Raw genomic sequence first — 15,360 nt, forward strand, 5'->3', positions numbered from 1 at the left:
GTTGACCTGAATTAATTCCAAGCCGCGTTTTTAGCGCCACGGTAAGCCACACGCTCACGGAAGATGCTAGAAACCACCTCTGCATCACCCGCTAACAGGGCTTTAGTTGCACACAGTTCTGCACACATTGGCAGTTTGCCTTCGGCAATACGGTTTGAACCGTATTTTTGGCGCTCTGCATCTGAGTGGTTTTCTTCTGGGCCGCCGGCACAGAAGGTACATTTATCCATCTTACCGCGGCTACCAAAGGCACCTTTTTTCGGAAACTGTGGTGCACCAAACGGACAGGCGTACAAGCAGTAACCGCAACCAATACAGGCATCTTTGTTGTGTAGCACTATGCCGTCGTCGGTTCTGTAGAAGCAATTTGCTGGGCAAACTGCCATACAAGGTGCATCTGAGCAATGCATACAGGCGACAGAGATAGAGGCTTCTCCACGTTGACCATCGTTAATGGTCACTACGCGGCGGCGTTGGATCCCCCACTCGAGAGCGGAGTCGTTTTCGTTTTTACAGGCAGTGACACAACCGTTACATTCGATGCAGCGCTTGGTATCACACAAAAATTTCATTGTAGCCATAATGGCAATTCTCCTAGCTTAAGCTGCACTTACGCTTTAACAATCTGACACAGTGATGCCTTGGTTTCCTGCATTTGCGTCACAGGATCATAACCATAGGTCAGCGCAGTGTTAGCGGATTCACCGATAACGTAAGGTACTGTGCCCTCTGGATAATTAGGCGCTAAACTTTCACCGTGCATCACACCCGCAAAGTGATATGGCATAAAGGTCACGCCAGGTTTAACGCGTGGCGTCACCATAGCTTGTACCTTAATGCGGCCACCTTCGGCGCCTTCTAACCAGACGTCTTCACCGTTACGAATGCCGCGATCAGCAGCATCGGCAGGGCTTATCTCAACAAACATTTCCTGTTGAAGTTCAGCTAGCCAAGGGTTACAACGAGATTCTTCACCACCACCCTCGTATTCAACCAGACGCCCTGAGGTCAGTACCAGTGGGTACTTGCCGCTCATGTCTTTGTCTTGGATTGACTTATACAGAGTTGGCAGACGGTGCACTTGCATGTCGGCATAGGTAGGGTATTTTGCCACTAAGTCACGGCGTGGCGTGTATAACGGCTCACGGTGCACAGGTACTTGGTCTGGGAAAGTCCAAACAATACAACGTGCTTTGGCGTTACCAAAGGGAATGCAACCGTGCTTGATCGCCACGCGTACTATGCCGCCTGACAAGTCTGTCTTCCAGTTGCGGCCTTCTGCTTCGGCTTTTTCTGCCGCAGTCAGATCATCCCACCAACCGAGTTGTTTGAGCAGCTTATCGGAGAACTCTGGGTAACCGTCTTGGATTTCAGCACCTTTAGAGAAAGATCCTTCGGCCAATAGGTTTTTACCATTGTATTCAACACCATAACGGGCGCGGAAGTTACCACCACCGTCTTTAACGTGTTTCGATTGGTTATACAGAATTTGGGTGCCAGGGTGTTTCGCTTCTGGTGTGCCCCAACATGGCCAAGGTAAACCGTAGGTTTCGCCTTTCGCTGGGCCGCCTGCAGCTTCGAGCGTCTTATTGCTGAAGGTGCCCCAGTTTTGGGTGTGCAGTTTCAGGCGTTCAGGGCTTTGGCCCGTCATACCGATAGTCCACATACCGCGGTTGATTTCGCGGGTGATGTCTTCAATCACAGGCAAATCATTTTCTTTGGCGATGCGTTTCGTGTACTGCTCAGCAAACCCTAGTTTTTGCGCTAAGCGATACATAATTTCGATATCGGTTTTAGATTCAAACAGTGGCTCTATGACTTTCTCGCGCCATTGTTGACTACGGCCAGAGTTAGACACTGAGCCTTCAGTTTCAAACTGTGTCGCTGCTGGTAGCAAGTAAACACCATTCTTACGGCGATGCATTACACCTGCCATAGTTGGGAATGGATCGACCACCACCACAGTGTCCATCTTGTCTAAAGCATCACGTACATCTCGTTGACGGGTTTCGGTGTTGACCGATTGTCCCCAGAAAAACGCCATACGGATGTTATCTTGCTGCGCGAGTTTGCCTTTTTCTTCTAACACACCATCGTGCCAGCGAGAGCAAGGGATACCGGGCGTAGTCATAGGTTCACGGCCAAGATAAGTGCCTTGATCGAAACGGCTCTTCATCCATTCCATGTCCAGATCCCACACGTGGGTCCAGTGGGTCCAAGCACCCGTTGTTAAGCCGTAGTAACCCGGTAAGTTATCGAATAACAAACCTAAGTCAGTCGCGCCTTGCACGTTATCGTGACCACGGAAAATGTTAGTACCGCCGCCTGACACGCCCATGTTGCCTAGCGCTAATTGCAGAATACAGTAAGCGCGAGTGTTGGCGTTACCGACGTGGTGTTGAGTACCACCCATACACCAAATCACAGTACCGGGGCGGTTATCAGCCATGAGTTTCGCGGCTTGATAAACCTCGGCTTCGCTCACGCCTGTGATGTTTTCCACTTCTTTAGGTGGGAACTTTTTCGCCTCGGCGCGAATGGTGTCCATTTCGAAAACACGTTGTTGGATAAAAGTTTTATCTTCCCAACCGTTTTCAAAAATGTGCCATAACATACCGTAGATAAACGGAATATCAGTACCTGGACGCAATGCGCAGTGCAGATCTGAATGCGCCGCGGTGCGAGAGAAACGTGGATCAACTACGATCAACTTAGCGTTGTTTCTTTCTTTAGCGATCAGAATATGTTGCATCGCCACTGGGTGGGCTTCTGCTGGGTTAGCACCGATAAAGAAAATCGCATTCGCGTTTTGGATATCGTTAAAGGAGTTAGTTTGCGCACCGTAGCCCCAAGTGTTAGCAACACCGGCTACCGTGGTAGAGTGACAAATACGAGCTGAATGGTCGACGTTGTTTGTGCCCCACATGGCCGCCAGTTTGCGGTACATGTAGCAACCTTCGTTAGAGAACTTAGCGCTACCCATGAAGTACACTGAGTCTGGGCCGGATTCTTTACGAATGTTGAGCATTTGGTCGCCCACTTCGTTAATCGCATCTTCCCAAGAGATTTTTTTCCACTTGCCATCAACCAATTTCATTGGGTATTTCAGGCGTTTTTCACCGTGGCCATGCTCACGCAGTGCCGCACCTTTAGCGCAGTGACCACCGGCGTTGAAGGGGTGATCGAATGCAGGTTCTTGACCCGTCCACACGCCATTTTGTACTTCAGCATACAGACCACAACCGACGGCGCAGGCACTACAAATAGTACGTTTGACTTCGATGGGGGCATCATGTGGCACTTCTTTGGCTTCGACGCGACGCATCATGCCTGTGCCCATTAGTGATGCCGCCGCAATACCACCGGTGGCAATACCTGCGTGCTTCATAAATTGACGACGGCTAATGCCTAACGCCGGTTTGTCTGCCACTGGGGCGACACTAGACTTGCGAGTTAACTTCATCGCTGACTTCTCCTAGATTAGCTGCGCAAGCTATTGTAATAGCTGCTGATGTGCGCAGTTTCGTGGTAACCCTTTGACGCTTTGGTGGTTACCTTGCTGCTCTCGCTGGCTTGTGCCACGCTCATGCCGGTTGCGGCAATCGCGGCGCCCGCTACGCTACCGACGGTGAGCGCTTTGAGCAAAGATCGGCGAGATAAATCGCTGGGTTGCTGCTTCATGCTGACTCCTGAAATTAGGGTTTATTTTTTTGAGTTCGCACGGCTTTTTGTGGGATTCATCTTGTTATCAAAAAGTGAAGATTAGCGGTGGAAAAGATAATGAAATCATCTTGTTTGCCATCAATCATCGCGCGTGACGGCAATATAGTAGGAAAGGGTTGAGTAGGAATTGATCTAGGACAGTTTGCAGTGTTGAAATCGGCTGCCGTTCTCTTAAAGCGTTAACTCGCTCATAGTTTCGTAAATCCCTTGGGAGCAGGGCGTTGGCGGCTTTTTGTATCACGGTGTTTCAGGTGTTAAGTTTTTGTATTGTCTAATGAAGTGCAGATAAAAGAACACCCCGCATGGCGGGGTGTTTTAAGGACCTAAAAGCTGCGGTTTAACTTAGTCTTTATACTTTAAGTTGCCGTTGGCTTTGATTTCGTCATACCAGAGATTGTGGTGCTGGATTGCCCAGTTTTCATCACAATAGCCTGACTTCATACACTCCATACCGCCTTCGCTGAGTACGGTCGCCATCCAGATATGCACTATGGTAAAGGCAATCAGGATAATGGCGCTGATAGAGTGGATCAGTAACGCGCCCATGGAGGCTTCGCGCGGCAAGTCTAAGCCTGGTAACACCAACATGATGCCTGAAACACTGATGAATAAACCAAATAACATCAGGGTCCAGAACCACATTTTTTCACCAGCGTTAGCAAAACCACTGTCGGGGTGTTTACCTTTGAATGGACCAAAGTTGATATAACCACCGACCACTAAAAACCATTTCAAATCATACATCTTGAAGGTTTGTAGTGGCATCCATTTGACGACACAGACAGCCCAAGCCGCGATAAAGATGGGACCTGCCCAATCGTGGATGGTTTTGCTGCCGTAGATCAATGGTGCCCACAGATCAGGCCCTAACATTGGCTGAACAATATGCTTACCTAACATTATGGTTAAACCGGTAAACATCAATGTCAGGCAGCTGCTCGCCATGATCCAGTGGATCCACAGATCCGCCTTAGACCAACGCGCCACTAACTTACCTGAAAAGCCTTTGCTGAGTTTTGATGGACCATTCACCAGATAGAACAATAAGAAAGCCCCAAACACACCGACAACGGCTAAAGCCATAATTGGGGTTAGATATTGGTTTCTCAGTTCTTTACCTTGGTTACCGGCAACGTTAATCAACACCCCAGTTTCGACCCCTTTAGCCGTGGTATAGCCGGCATCGCCTGCTTTTACCGCGCGCCAAAGATCGGCCTCGCTGGTTTGCGCTTTCGCCTGTTGTTGACTCGATTGCTGATCACTTGCGTGTACTGGGCTTGCGCTCATTACTGAACCTAATCCCAATCCCATGACGAGCACCAACAGAGCAAACAGACTGCGCAGTGATTTGTTTAACTGTTTGTTTAACATTTTCACTCCTTGCCAGAGGTTAGGGATTTCTCCCTAACCCTCGCTCTGCTTAGTTAATCTCACCTGTCTTGGGGTTGTAACCCCAAATCACGTTAGGATTGCCACGAGAGGCCATACGTTGACGGTAAATGTTTGATACCACTTCCGCATCACCTGCGAGCAGCGCTTTAGTAGAACAAAGCTCAGCACACATAGGTAACTTGCCCTCAGCAATACGGTTAGCACCGTATTTTTTACGCTCGGCTTCGGAGAAGGTTTCTTCTGGGCCACCGGCACAGAAAGTACACTTGTCCATCTTGCCACGACTACCAAAGGCAGTCTTTTTCGGGAATTGCGGTGCACCAAATGGACAAGCATAGAAGCAATAACCACAACCGATACAGGTATCTTTGTTGTGCAGCACTATGCCGTCTTCGGTACGGTAGAAACAATCTGCCGGACATACGGCCATGCAGGGAGCGTCAGTACAGTGCATACAAGCCACTGAAATTGAGGCTTCGCCAGGTAGACCATCGTTGATCGTCACCACGCGGCGACGTTGAATTCCCCACTCGAGAGCGGAGTCGTTTTCGTTCTTACATGCAGTGACGCAACCGTTACACTCGATGCAGCGCTTGGTGTCACACAGAAATTTCATGACTGCCATAATGGCTTATCTCCTCATCAAGTAGGTTAGGCTTTGCTGATTTGGCATAGGCTGGACTTAGTTTCTTGCATCTGAGTCACAACGTCGTAGCCATAAGTTAAAATGGTGTTTGCCGATTCGCCTATCACGTAAGGCACTGTGCCTTCAGGATAGTTTTTCGCTAGGCTTTCGCCCTCAAACACACCAGCAAAGTGGTATGGCATAAAACATTCACCCGGAACAACCCGTGGTGTCACCATAGCCTTAACCGTGATCTTGGCGCCTTCTGGGCCATGTACAAAGACATTGTCACCGTCACGCACGCCGCGATCCGCAGCATCCGCAGGGTTCATCTCGATGAACATTTCTTGTTGCAGCTCAGCAAGCCAAGGGTTAGAACGGGATTCTTCACCACCGCCTTCGTATTCCACTAGACGACCAGAGGTCAGTGTCAGAGGGAAGCCTTGGGTAAAGTCCTTATCTTGAATTGACTTATACAAGGTCGGCAGACGCGCAACCATACGGTCTTCGTAGGTTGGGTACTTAGCGACTAAGTCACGACGAGGAGTGTAAAGTGGTTCACGATGTTTCGGGATATCATCTGGGAAAGTCCAAACGATACAACGGGCTTTCGCATTACCAAATGGAATACAACCATGCTTGATCGCAACACGTTGGATGCCACCAGAGATATCTGTCTTCCAGTTTTTGCCTTCGGCGCGTTTTTTCTCCGCATCAGTAAGTTCATCCCACCAACCCAATTGCTTGAGCATGTCGGCGGTAAATTCAGGATAACCATCTTGAATTTCACTGCCTTTAGAGAATGAACCTTCGGCGAGAATGTTGACGCCATCGTGCTCAACACCGTAACGGGCACGGAAGTTACCGCCACCGTCTTTTACGTGTTTTGATTGGTCATACAGGATCTGGGTACCAGGATGTTTCATCTCTGGAGTGCCCCAACATGGCCAAGGTAAGCCATAGGTTTCACCCTTAGCTGGGCCGCCGGGAGCTTGTAAGCTGTTGACGTCGAAAGTACCCCAGTTTTCTTGGTGCATCTTTAAACGCTCAGGACTTTGCCCCGTGTAACCTACAGTCCACATACCGGTATTGAATTCGCGGGTCACATCTTCAATTAAAGGCTCGTCGCCATTCACTTGAATGTGCTTACAGAATTCTTTTTCAACGCCCCATTTTTTGGCGAACTTATACATGATCACATGATCTGGTAGAGATTCGAACAGCGGCTCGATGACCTTAGTGCGCCATTGGATTGAGCGGTTGGTCGCTGAAACTGAACCATAGGTTTCGAACTGGGTCGCCGCAGGCAACAGATATACACCGTCTTTACGTTGGTGCATCACCCCTGCCATGGTTGGGAACGGATCGACCACCACCACAGTATCCATCTTGTTCAATGCTTCACGCACTTCGCGACCACGGGTTTCAGTGTTCACCGATTGTCCCCAGAAGAACGCCAGACGGATATTGTCTTTCTGCGCAATTTTGGTTTTATCTTCTAACACCCCATCGTGCCAGCGAGAGCAAGGAATACCGGTTGAGGTTTGTGGTGTTTGACCTAAGTATTCACCTTGGTCGAAACGACTGGCTACCCATTTTGGATCTAAGTCCCATACATTCGACCAGTGAGCCCAAGCGCCAGAGGTTAAACCGTAGTAACCGGGTAAGTTGTCGAATAACAGACCGAAGTCCGTTGCACCTTGTACGTTATCGTGACCACGGAAGATGTTAGTCCCACCACCAGAAACACCCATGTTGCCAAGGGCTAACTGTAAAATACAGTATGAACGGGTATTGGCATTACCAACGTGATGCTGTGTACCGCCCATACACCAAACGATAGTGCCGGGTTTGGTTTCGGCCATCATCTTGGCAACGCGGTACATTTGCGCCTTAGGCACGCCTGCAACCAACTCAACTTCTTCTGGAGTGTATTTTTTGGCTTCTTCGCGGATACGTTCCATACCGTATACACGTTGTTTTAAGAAGTCTTTATCTTCCCAGCCGTTTTCAAAAATGTGCCATAACAGGCCATAAATGAAGGGGATATCTGTACCAGGGCGGATATGTACGTACTCGTCAGATTTCGCTGCAGTACGGGTGAAACGAGGATCTACGACGATAATTTTGGCGCCGCGTTCTTTAGCCACCAAAATGTGTTGCATTGCGACTGGGTGGGCTTCACTTGGGTTTGAACCCACAAACATGACGCACTTAGAGTTGCGGATATCGTTTAACGAGTTGGTTTGCGCACCGTAGCCCCAAGTGTTAGCAACACCGGCTACCGTGGTAGAGTGACAAATACGGGCTGAGTGGTCGACGTTGTTCGTGCCCCACAGTGCCGCTAATTTGCGATATAAATAAGCTTGTTCGTTAGAAAACTTGGCGCTACCCATAAAGTAAACGGAATCTGGACCCGACTCTTGACGAATCGCTGCCATCTTGTCGCCGACTTCATTAATCGCTTGATCCCAAGAGATCTTTTTCCACTTGCCGCCTTCTAACTTCATTGGGTATTTCAGGCGTTTTTCACCGTGGCCGTGCTCACGCAGTGCCGCACCTTTCGCGCAGTGTCCGCCTTGGTTAAAGGGATGGTCAAATGCCGGTTCTTGACCTGTCCACACGCCATTTTGTACTTCTGCATATACACCACAACCGACGGCGCAGTGAGAACAGATGGTACGTTTAACTTCGGTGGGAACATTGTGGCCTATGTCTTCTTGGGCTTGAGCTTTACGCATCATGCCTGTACCTAGCATGGACGCCGCAGCGATGCCACCTGTGGCAAGACCTGCCGATTTCAAGAACTGACGACGATTGAGACCCAGTGCTGGCGCTTTAGATTCGACAACCTGGTCTGTTTTGCGGGTTAATCGCATCACACACTCTCCTCTGGTTAGTTGTTCAACGACGCATAATAGTTACGGATATGGTCGGTTTCGCGGTAGTTCTCACTCTTAGGCTCTGTGGTTGCAGCCGTTTTTGTCGAAGCTAACGCCTGACTGCTCACGGTTACCACTGCGCCTGCCGCACTGCCGAGTGCCAATGCTTTGAGCAATTGACGACGGCCCATGTCGGAAGCTGGCTTCTTCATAGTGTCTCCTTGTGTTGCGGGATTAAGGTGGCACAAACGGCGACCACCTCGGTTATTGTGAAAGCTTAAGCTTTCGTTATTATTGCGAAGGTGCGTGTGACTTCACCTTCGCGGTTTGAGCTCATCTAGTATTGACATCTAGCGCGCACATGTCGCGCTATTATTAAGCTTAGTCTTAGTTCATTAATTCCACTGGTTTTGCTAAATCGCTGGTGGCCGGTTGTAGGTCGGCGCTGCCTGGGCAGTTGACGGGAATATCTAAGCTCAATTGTTCAAAGGCACTGGCTTCCATTTCAAAGAAGGCTTTTGCCAGCTGGGCGACGGTCGCGTAAAACGCAGCGCTGGGCGCTTTAGCTAAGTTGTCGCAGAAGCGGCCAATCCAACTGCCGATATGGCGTTGGTAAAAAGCCAGTTGGCGATAGCTCGGCGCTTCTAAAATCAGGGTTCCCATCACTTCACACAGGGCGGCTACGTGATCTTCGGGTTCTTTAACGTTGTCTTCGCGCTCAAATCCGAGTTGCATTAGGTCTTGGCGCAGTAATGCCAGCGGTTTATCCATTAAAGAGCCGGTCATAAACCAGCTGCCGTAGGGCAAGATCTCGCCAGAACCTACACCGAGGAATAGCGCAAAATACTCGTCTTCAAGCTGTTCATCGCTGAACTGCTGGGCGGCAAGTTGGAGTGATAACCAGGCTTTGGTCATCTCGTTGTCTTCATTGGCATCGATTTCAAGATTGGCCAAAAATTGCAGCAGTTCAGGACTCGGCTGACGGCGCAATAGGGCGGCTAACAGTTGATAGATATCGGCTCTCAACTGATCGTTTTCTGAAACTTGTCTTACTGATTCGGTCATAGCGGATCTCTTATCGCAGTTGCTTTTCAGGATCTTGAAGAATGTCTTCAAACATGTCTTTTACCCGGCAGTCGCCACACATTTTCAAGCGCTCAATATTGGCAGAAAATGCGCTGTGCGCGCCGACCATATCCAGCATTCGATGCACCATAGATTGGGTCGCAAAAGGAGAGCCGCAGCGAATACATTCGAAGGGGGCTTCTTCTTTCAGGGTGTGTTGTTGCTGACGAGCAGCTTTATCAAAATTAATTTGCGGCGTTAGGCTGATAACCTTTTCAGGACAGGCCGCTTCACATAAACCGCATTGCACGCAGTTTTGCTCAATAAAGTGTAGTGCAGGTTTGTCGCCGCCATCTTGCAATGCCACGGTTGGGCAAATTGCCACGCAGGACATACACATAGTGCACTTTTCGACATTCACGCTGACTTTGCCAAAGGGAATGTTGTTGAGGCTAAGGCAAGTATCGATTTCACCCGCTTGGCTATTGAGGTGATCTATCGCTTCAAATAGCGTGTTGCGTTTAGTGGTCGAGGCAAATGCAGCGGGCACGATCACGGGCCAATCTAAGCTGATATCGAGCATCGCATCTAAATCGGCAAGCATGCTTGGGTCGATGAGGCTGATACGTTGCGGCTGACCCATCTCATCTAAAATACTATTGGCTAACGAAAGTTCACCTTTAAGCATTTGCGTAAGAGTTGGCGCCGTGGCGTCGGTATTGAGGATCAGCACTTGGCGTGCGCCCCATGCGAGTACCGACAGCCAATGATCTAAACTGGCAACCGTAATTTCTTCTAAGGCGACGGGGATAATGTCACCCGCTAGATCGTCGGTGATAAAGTCGGCGCCGACGGCATTGTCGTGGAACAAAATTACCGGTGCGGTTTGGGCGTGCTCGCGGAAACGACTAACGACTTTGTTCAGATATGAATGTAAGGCCTGCGGCGTCGGTAAATCGTAACTGATAGCACCCGTTGGGCAAGCGCTGGTACAACTGCCCGCGCCGTGGCAAAGGTATGGGTCGATTTCAATTTTCTTCGCCACGCTACTAATCGCATCGGCTGGGCAAAAGTTAAGGCAACGATTACAACCATTGATGCCATTGCGGTCATGGGCACAAATATCTGGGTTGATTTTGACGTAGCGAGGCTTATCGAATTGGCCGACGAGATCGGGAATTTGCGCGAGGGCATCTTCGAGTTTTTCAGCGTCTTGACCGACATAGAAATAACCGGGTGGCAGCATCTCTAAGTTCAAACAAGCTGTGCTGCTCAAATCGAGCACGATATCGAAATGGGGTTTACGAATCGACACTAAACTGAGTTCGGCCGCGCCATCTTGATGTTCAACACTGACTTGGAATTGGCCTAAAAAGCCTTTTACGGCAATGAGTTTGTTGTAGTAACTTTCGACATCGGTTGCCGCCGCCATCACACGCTCAAGGTGCGCTTCGTCTTGGCTGGTAATGGCTTCATTGGCTAAAATCACGCGATGGGCCATAGTGGACAATTTGTCCGCGGCAAGGCGAGCCAGATCTTCTGGGCCGATAATAAGGACATTGCCTTCGGTAGTGTAGCTGACGGTTGGCGGGATCAGATTCTGCAACATCTGAGTTTGCGCTAACACCTGTTGCCGCGCTTGTTTTAACGCTTCTTGGGTTTGATTGGTCATCAAATGAGTGCTCACATTGCGTTCCTGAACAGTACTTTGGCTGTTTCTTGTTTTACTGTATCTGGGCAGATTTAGGCGGCTGGTAATAAGTAAGTCATTGCCTTTTCTGCTTTTATCTAAGCTTTTTTATGTCTTAGTACAGCAATTCACATACCAAAGTTACGGACATTAAAATTAGCTAAACTGACGTTAAACAACTCGGGTTTGGGCCTGAGCCGAGGGCTCTGGTGCATTTTGGGGTAGGTCATCAGTCTCCCCATCCAAATTGTCCGCTATCGGCTCTGCTGCCAATTCGGTTTCGACTGCTTGAGTCGTGGCTTCGCTTACATCAAGACTAGCGGATGGATTGGTTTCTGCAGCTTGTTTGGCTAAGGCTGACTCTTCATCCGGCGTTTCGCTGTCTTTGGTGATGTAGCGGAAGACTTTTTGCGCTAATTCTGCTGAAACTTCGGCGCTGAGTTTGGGCTGATTACTGTAATCGAGCGCATATTCTAAAAGCCCATCTATCTCGTTGAAATGTGGTTGTTTCCACAGTGCTCGCAGCGCCGCAGATTTCGCCGCCGGATCGACATTCGCGCCCATAAAACTCGCAAAGCTGCCGCCAATTTCAATTTCGTCAGGATTGGGTAAATCCGCCGCCGTGAGCATGCGATTCGGATCGTCATGTTCGGCAGTATTGGACTCTACTGCGGGCTCTGTCGATTGAAGCGGCTCAACTGCAACAGTGGCTTCGGTCGCGATCGGCGCTTGAGTTTCTCGTGCTTGCTCAGCGGCAACTTGTTCGCGCCTTTGGTTCCAGCGACTCAGTAGCCCAGCCGTTTTTTGCGTGGATTCAGCCATTAGTCCCTCCGAAGTGGATCGTGACTCGGGCCTTGATTCTTACGGCCATCGACATGCTTACGGCGATGGGCGGCGATTTCGACTTCGCCATGCTGGGTAATAAAGGCTTCAATCCAGCAAGCTATTGCTTCTGGCATCAGTAGGTTGATAACAGGGGTATTACCCTCAAGACAACCTGCGGCGACGTTTTGGTCTGCCGACAACGCTGCGGGTATCCAAGTGCCATCGGCCGTTTCATCGCACACTAAATACAGCATAGCGTTATCGACATCGAGATTGAGGCGATAGCTGGCTCGTTCGTCTTTGTGCAGTTCGAGTAGCACTAATGTGGCGTTGTCTGGGGCTTGATGGGTGGCGGGAAGTAGATGTTCAATTTCCCATTGTACTGAGGTCCAGCGGCCAACTTGTTTCTCTACTTTTTTGAGTGAAACGTACATGGGCCAAACATTCGTTGTATGTTGCATTGTCTCTCCGTCTCAGCCGTGTTGATGGACGAACCGTCGATTGAACGGATCGGTTTTACCAACAAATTGCAATAAAAGGTCACTGCAATATTGGTGCCAGTAAACATGGGGTATTAGTTTGAAGTAGATCATCAAAAACCCTCTAAAAATTGGACATTTTGTCCCATGCTGGTTTTTGTTTGGGACATAAAAGGGCTAATGAAAAATCAGTATTGCGGCAGATCACGCATTTAACCCCGAGTTTTATGCCTAGGTACAAATATTGCTATGCTCAGGCCATGACTCGTTAAGCGGTAGCATTATGATTTCGGAAAATAGCATGGGCACAGATAAAGAAGTAGCGGTAGCTAACCCCACTCAGAAGCCTCATCATCAGTGTTCTTTTGTGAGAACCCAAGCGGAAGTACCGTTAACCATTGCCGTAAAAGCAGTGAATGAGGCGGGGGAAGTGCTGGATAAATTTGTCGCCTGCGAACGTCCACTTACCGTTTATTTAAACTGGCGTCCGATAGTGACGCTGATGACACTAGGGGCAAAACCTGAGTCTCTGGCGTTAGGTTATCTTAAGAACCAAGGCTTTATTTCGGATGTGAGCCTGCTGGACTCTGTTATCGTCGATTGGGATGTGAGTTCTGCGGCTGTGGTTACCCGTGAACAAACCGCCGATCTCGACGAGAAACTCTCCGAAAAAACCGTGACGTCAGGCTGTGGTCAAGGCACGGTTTATGGCAGTTTCATGCAGGATCTAGATAACATCAATTTACCTACACCGAGTTTGAGGCAAAGCACGCTGTATAGCTTATTGAAAAATATCAACGAATATAACGAAACCTATAAGAATGCTGGCGCTGTGCATGGTTGTGGTTTGTGCGAAGACGATAGGATTATGGCCTTCGTTGAAGATGTCGGCCGTCACAACGCCGTCGATACCTTGGCTGGAGACATGTGGTTGACGCAGGATCGTGGCGATAACAAGATTTTTTATACCACAGGCCGATTAACCTCTGAAATGGTGATTAAAGTCGCCAAGATGGGGATCCCCATTTTGTTATCACGTAGCGGCGTGACTCAGATGGGCTTAGCACTGGCGCAGCAGTTAGGCATTACTATTATCGCCCGCGCTAAAGGTCGACACTTTTTGGTGTATCACGGCAGTGAAAATCTGCAATTTGATGCCAATACCACTCCTTAGTCCCTAATTAGCTAAGACAGTAATGCTAAGACTTGCATGCAGTAATAAAGAATAAGACAAGGAAACAAGATGACGTCTGCCAGTGAATTGGTTTACATGAGCGCGAAGCAAGTGGCCGAGTATCTAGATCTGAACGAGAAAAAAGTCTACGCCATGGCCAATGACAGAATTCTCCCCGCCACTAAAATCACCGGTAAATGGCTATTCCCGAAAGTGTTAATCGACCGTTGGGTGATGGATTCATGCCACAGCGGCATGCTCACCGACCGTTTATTGATCACCGGCAGTGACGATCCACTCTTATCTATGCTGGTGGCGCGCTTGATGGCACAAGTCGGTAGTCGTGAGTTGATAAGCTACAGCGCGACAGGTTCACGCTTAGGATTAGAGTTACTCGCTAAAGGTTATGCCGATGTGTGTACCTTGCACTGGGGCAGTATGGAGGATCGCAATATCCGCCATCCCGCCTTACTTAAAGGGTATAACAATCACCAACAATGGATCATGGTGCACGGTTACTCCCGTCAGCAAGGATTGATCATGCGTGCCGATATGCACCACAGATGCCAAGAGGAAGATAAAGTCGTGAACTTACCTTGGCGTTGGGTGAGTCGTCAGGGCGGCGCGGGTAGCCAGCAACATTTAGAACATTGGTTGTTAAAGCAAGGCGCTCGCTTAGATCAGCTTAATGTCGTGCTGACGGCCTATAGTGAACGCGAGCTGGCAGGTTATATCGCCCGTGGTGATGCCGATATCGGGTTCGGTTGTCAATCGGTGGCATTGGAGAGTGGTTTGAGTTTCGTGCCACTGATTAAAGAGTCCTTCGATTTCGTTATGCCGCAAAGCATTTACTTCCGTCGTCAGCTTCAACAACTCTTTACTATGTTGGCGAGCGGCCACTCGAGGCAAATGGCGGCGCTACTGGGTGGCTATGATCTTACCGACTGCGGACAATTACTTTGGAGTGCGAGCTAATCCGCTCACTCGGAAATAGATGAAGGTGAATAGAGTCGAATGATCTCTGCACTACTTATGACAGTTACTTATGCTGCTACTTATATAGCGAGTTACCAAATAAGGATTAAAGAGATCTCTCCCTGTCCCTGATTGAGTCATTTCGGCTTTCTATGGCGATGGGATATTTCGGCTCGAGTAGCCGTTATCCTTATCTAAACTTTATAGAATCTATGCGCAAATCCCTTCGTCTTGATCCCGCAGAACCGCAGAATATGAGGAATAACAGCAGAGAAAATGCCATTTTGTGGATAACTTTGGGGGTAAGTGGTGGGTATGATGTGGTTAGCTTGGAAGATATGAATTAACTGCAAATTTCCTTAAAATAGGGGTTGCACAAAATCTCCTGCTCCCTATAATGCGCATCCACTGACACGGCAGACAGCGAAAGCCAGCTGACGAGTTAGGTTGAATTGAGTCACTTTTAAGCATTTAATTCAAGCGCAGCAAGAAGTTGAAAATACTCCTTGACGCGAAACGGGAAATGCGTA

At 49.0% G+C, this 15,360-nt stretch carries 13 protein-coding genes; 2 read left to right on the forward strand and 11 right to left on the reverse strand.

Annotated features, from left to right (window positions below):
* Window positions 1–11: 11 nt before the first annotated feature.
* The 11 genes from fdh3B (Q4Q49_RS19970) to Q4Q49_RS20020 all read right to left on the reverse strand — a co-directional run bounded on the left by fdh3B (Q4Q49_RS19970) (window position 12) and on the right by Q4Q49_RS20020 (window position 12,663).
* Window positions 12–581 carry a formate dehydrogenase FDH3 subunit beta gene (gene fdh3B / locus Q4Q49_RS19970; RefSeq protein ID WP_107402882.1) on the reverse strand — a complete coding sequence of 190 codons (570 nt, stop codon included), beginning with the start codon at window positions 579–581 and terminating at the stop codon, window positions 12–14.
* A gap of 29 nt (window positions 582–610) precedes the next feature.
* Window positions 611–3,463 carry a molybdopterin-dependent oxidoreductase gene (locus Q4Q49_RS19975; RefSeq protein ID WP_312000255.1) on the reverse strand — a complete coding sequence of 951 codons (2,853 nt, stop codon included), beginning with the start codon at window positions 3,461–3,463 and terminating at the stop codon, window positions 611–613.
* Between the two features lie 17 nt (window positions 3,464–3,480).
* Window positions 3,481–3,681 carry a twin-arginine translocation signal domain-containing protein gene (locus tag Q4Q49_RS19980; protein ID WP_006084531.1) on the reverse strand — a complete coding sequence of 67 codons (201 nt, stop codon included), beginning with the start codon at window positions 3,679–3,681 and terminating at the stop codon, window positions 3,481–3,483.
* A 384-nt stretch (window positions 3,682–4,065) separates the two neighbouring features.
* On the reverse strand, window positions 4,066–5,094 hold the full coding sequence (locus Q4Q49_RS19985; RefSeq protein WP_312000256.1) for a formate dehydrogenase subunit gamma: 1,029 nt from the start codon (window positions 5,092–5,094) through the stop codon (window positions 4,066–4,068).
* Between the two features lie 49 nt (window positions 5,095–5,143).
* Window positions 5,144–5,740 (reverse strand): formate dehydrogenase FDH3 subunit beta, encoded by a 597-nt coding sequence (gene fdh3B / locus Q4Q49_RS19990; protein WP_006083566.1) that lies wholly within the window; start codon window positions 5,738–5,740, stop codon window positions 5,144–5,146.
* 26 nt (window positions 5,741–5,766) lie between these two features.
* On the reverse strand, window positions 5,767–8,619 hold the full coding sequence (locus Q4Q49_RS19995) for a molybdopterin-dependent oxidoreductase (protein WP_220593090.1): 2,853 nt from the start codon (window positions 8,617–8,619) through the stop codon (window positions 5,767–5,769).
* A 17-nt stretch (window positions 8,620–8,636) separates the two neighbouring features.
* Entirely contained in the window at window positions 8,637–8,834 is a 198-nt protein-coding gene (locus Q4Q49_RS20000) for a twin-arginine translocation signal domain-containing protein (protein ID WP_006083564.1), read from the reverse strand.
* A gap of 175 nt (window positions 8,835–9,009) precedes the next feature.
* The gene (locus Q4Q49_RS20005) at window positions 9,010–9,687 is read right to left on the reverse strand and encodes a molecular chaperone (protein WP_012090496.1); all 678 of its coding nucleotides are present in this window, start codon (window positions 9,685–9,687) and stop codon (window positions 9,010–9,012) included.
* A gap of 10 nt (window positions 9,688–9,697) precedes the next feature.
* A complete protein-coding gene (locus Q4Q49_RS20010; protein ID WP_312000259.1) occupies window positions 9,698–11,359 on the reverse strand; it encodes a 4Fe-4S binding protein in 1,662 nt (553 codons plus the stop codon).
* A gap of 189 nt (window positions 11,360–11,548) precedes the next feature.
* Window positions 11,549–12,199 carry a DUF3306 domain-containing protein gene (locus Q4Q49_RS20015; RefSeq protein WP_312000257.1) on the reverse strand — a complete coding sequence of 217 codons (651 nt, stop codon included), beginning with the start codon at window positions 12,197–12,199 and terminating at the stop codon, window positions 11,549–11,551.
* Window positions 12,199–12,663: a DUF3305 domain-containing protein gene (locus Q4Q49_RS20020; protein ID WP_106649092.1), complete on the reverse strand. Its 465-nt coding sequence runs from the start codon at window positions 12,661–12,663 to the stop codon at window positions 12,199–12,201. The genes Q4Q49_RS20015 and Q4Q49_RS20020 overlap by 1 nt, the downstream gene beginning before the upstream one ends.
* A 319-nt stretch (window positions 12,664–12,982) precedes the next feature.
* Between Q4Q49_RS20020 and Q4Q49_RS20025 the strand changes: the two genes are divergently transcribed.
* Together Q4Q49_RS20025 and Q4Q49_RS20030 are read left to right on the forward strand one after the other, a co-directional pair.
* A complete protein-coding gene (locus Q4Q49_RS20025; RefSeq protein WP_312000258.1) occupies window positions 12,983–13,855 on the forward strand; it encodes a formate dehydrogenase accessory sulfurtransferase FdhD in 873 nt (290 codons plus the stop codon).
* Window positions 13,856–13,924: 69 nt separating this feature from the next.
* Window positions 13,925–14,830, forward strand: a complete 906-nt coding sequence (locus Q4Q49_RS20030) for a helix-turn-helix transcriptional regulator (RefSeq protein WP_006083558.1) — start codon at window positions 13,925–13,927, stop codon at window positions 14,828–14,830.
* Window positions 14,831–15,360: the final 530 nt, after the last annotated feature.

The organism is Shewanella sp. SP1S1-7 (assembly GCF_031932105.1).
Lineage (GTDB): Bacteria > Pseudomonadota > Gammaproteobacteria > Enterobacterales > Shewanellaceae > Shewanella > Shewanella baltica.

Bases quoted from the DNA above. Each gene is read 5' to 3' on its own strand.
- fdh3B (WP_107402882.1), bottom strand. From the start codon at position 581: ATGGCTACAATGAAATTTTTGTGTGATACCAAGCGCTGCATCGAATGT.
- Q4Q49_RS19975 (WP_312000255.1), bottom strand. From the start codon at position 3,463: ATGAAGTTAACTCGCAAGTCTAGTGTCGCCCCAGTGGCAGACAAACCG.
- Q4Q49_RS19980 (WP_006084531.1), bottom strand. From the start codon at position 3,681: ATGAAGCAGCAACCCAGCGATTTATCTCGCCGATCTTTGCTCAAAGCG.
- Q4Q49_RS19985 (WP_312000256.1), bottom strand. From the start codon at position 5,094: ATGTTAAACAAACAGTTAAACAAATCACTGCGCAGTCTGTTTGCTCTG.
- fdh3B (WP_006083566.1), bottom strand. From the start codon at position 5,740: ATGGCAGTCATGAAATTTCTGTGTGACACCAAGCGCTGCATCGAGTGT.
- Q4Q49_RS19995 (WP_220593090.1), bottom strand. From the start codon at position 8,619: ATGCGATTAACCCGCAAAACAGACCAGGTTGTCGAATCTAAAGCGCCA.
- Q4Q49_RS20000 (WP_006083564.1), bottom strand. From the start codon at position 8,834: ATGAAGAAGCCAGCTTCCGACATGGGCCGTCGTCAATTGCTCAAAGCA.
- Q4Q49_RS20005 (WP_012090496.1), bottom strand. From the start codon at position 9,687: ATGACCGAATCAGTAAGACAAGTTTCAGAAAACGATCAGTTGAGAGCC.
- Q4Q49_RS20010 (WP_312000259.1), bottom strand. From the start codon at position 11,359: ATGACCAATCAAACCCAAGAAGCGTTAAAACAAGCGCGGCAACAGGTG.
- Q4Q49_RS20015 (WP_312000257.1), bottom strand. From the start codon at position 12,199: ATGGCTGAATCCACGCAAAAAACGGCTGGGCTACTGAGTCGCTGGAAC.
- Q4Q49_RS20020 (WP_106649092.1), bottom strand. From the start codon at position 12,663: ATGCAACATACAACGAATGTTTGGCCCATGTACGTTTCACTCAAAAAA.
- Q4Q49_RS20025 (WP_312000258.1), top strand. From the start codon at position 12,983: ATGGGCACAGATAAAGAAGTAGCGGTAGCTAACCCCACTCAGAAGCCT.
- Q4Q49_RS20030 (WP_006083558.1), top strand. From the start codon at position 13,925: ATGACGTCTGCCAGTGAATTGGTTTACATGAGCGCGAAGCAAGTGGCC.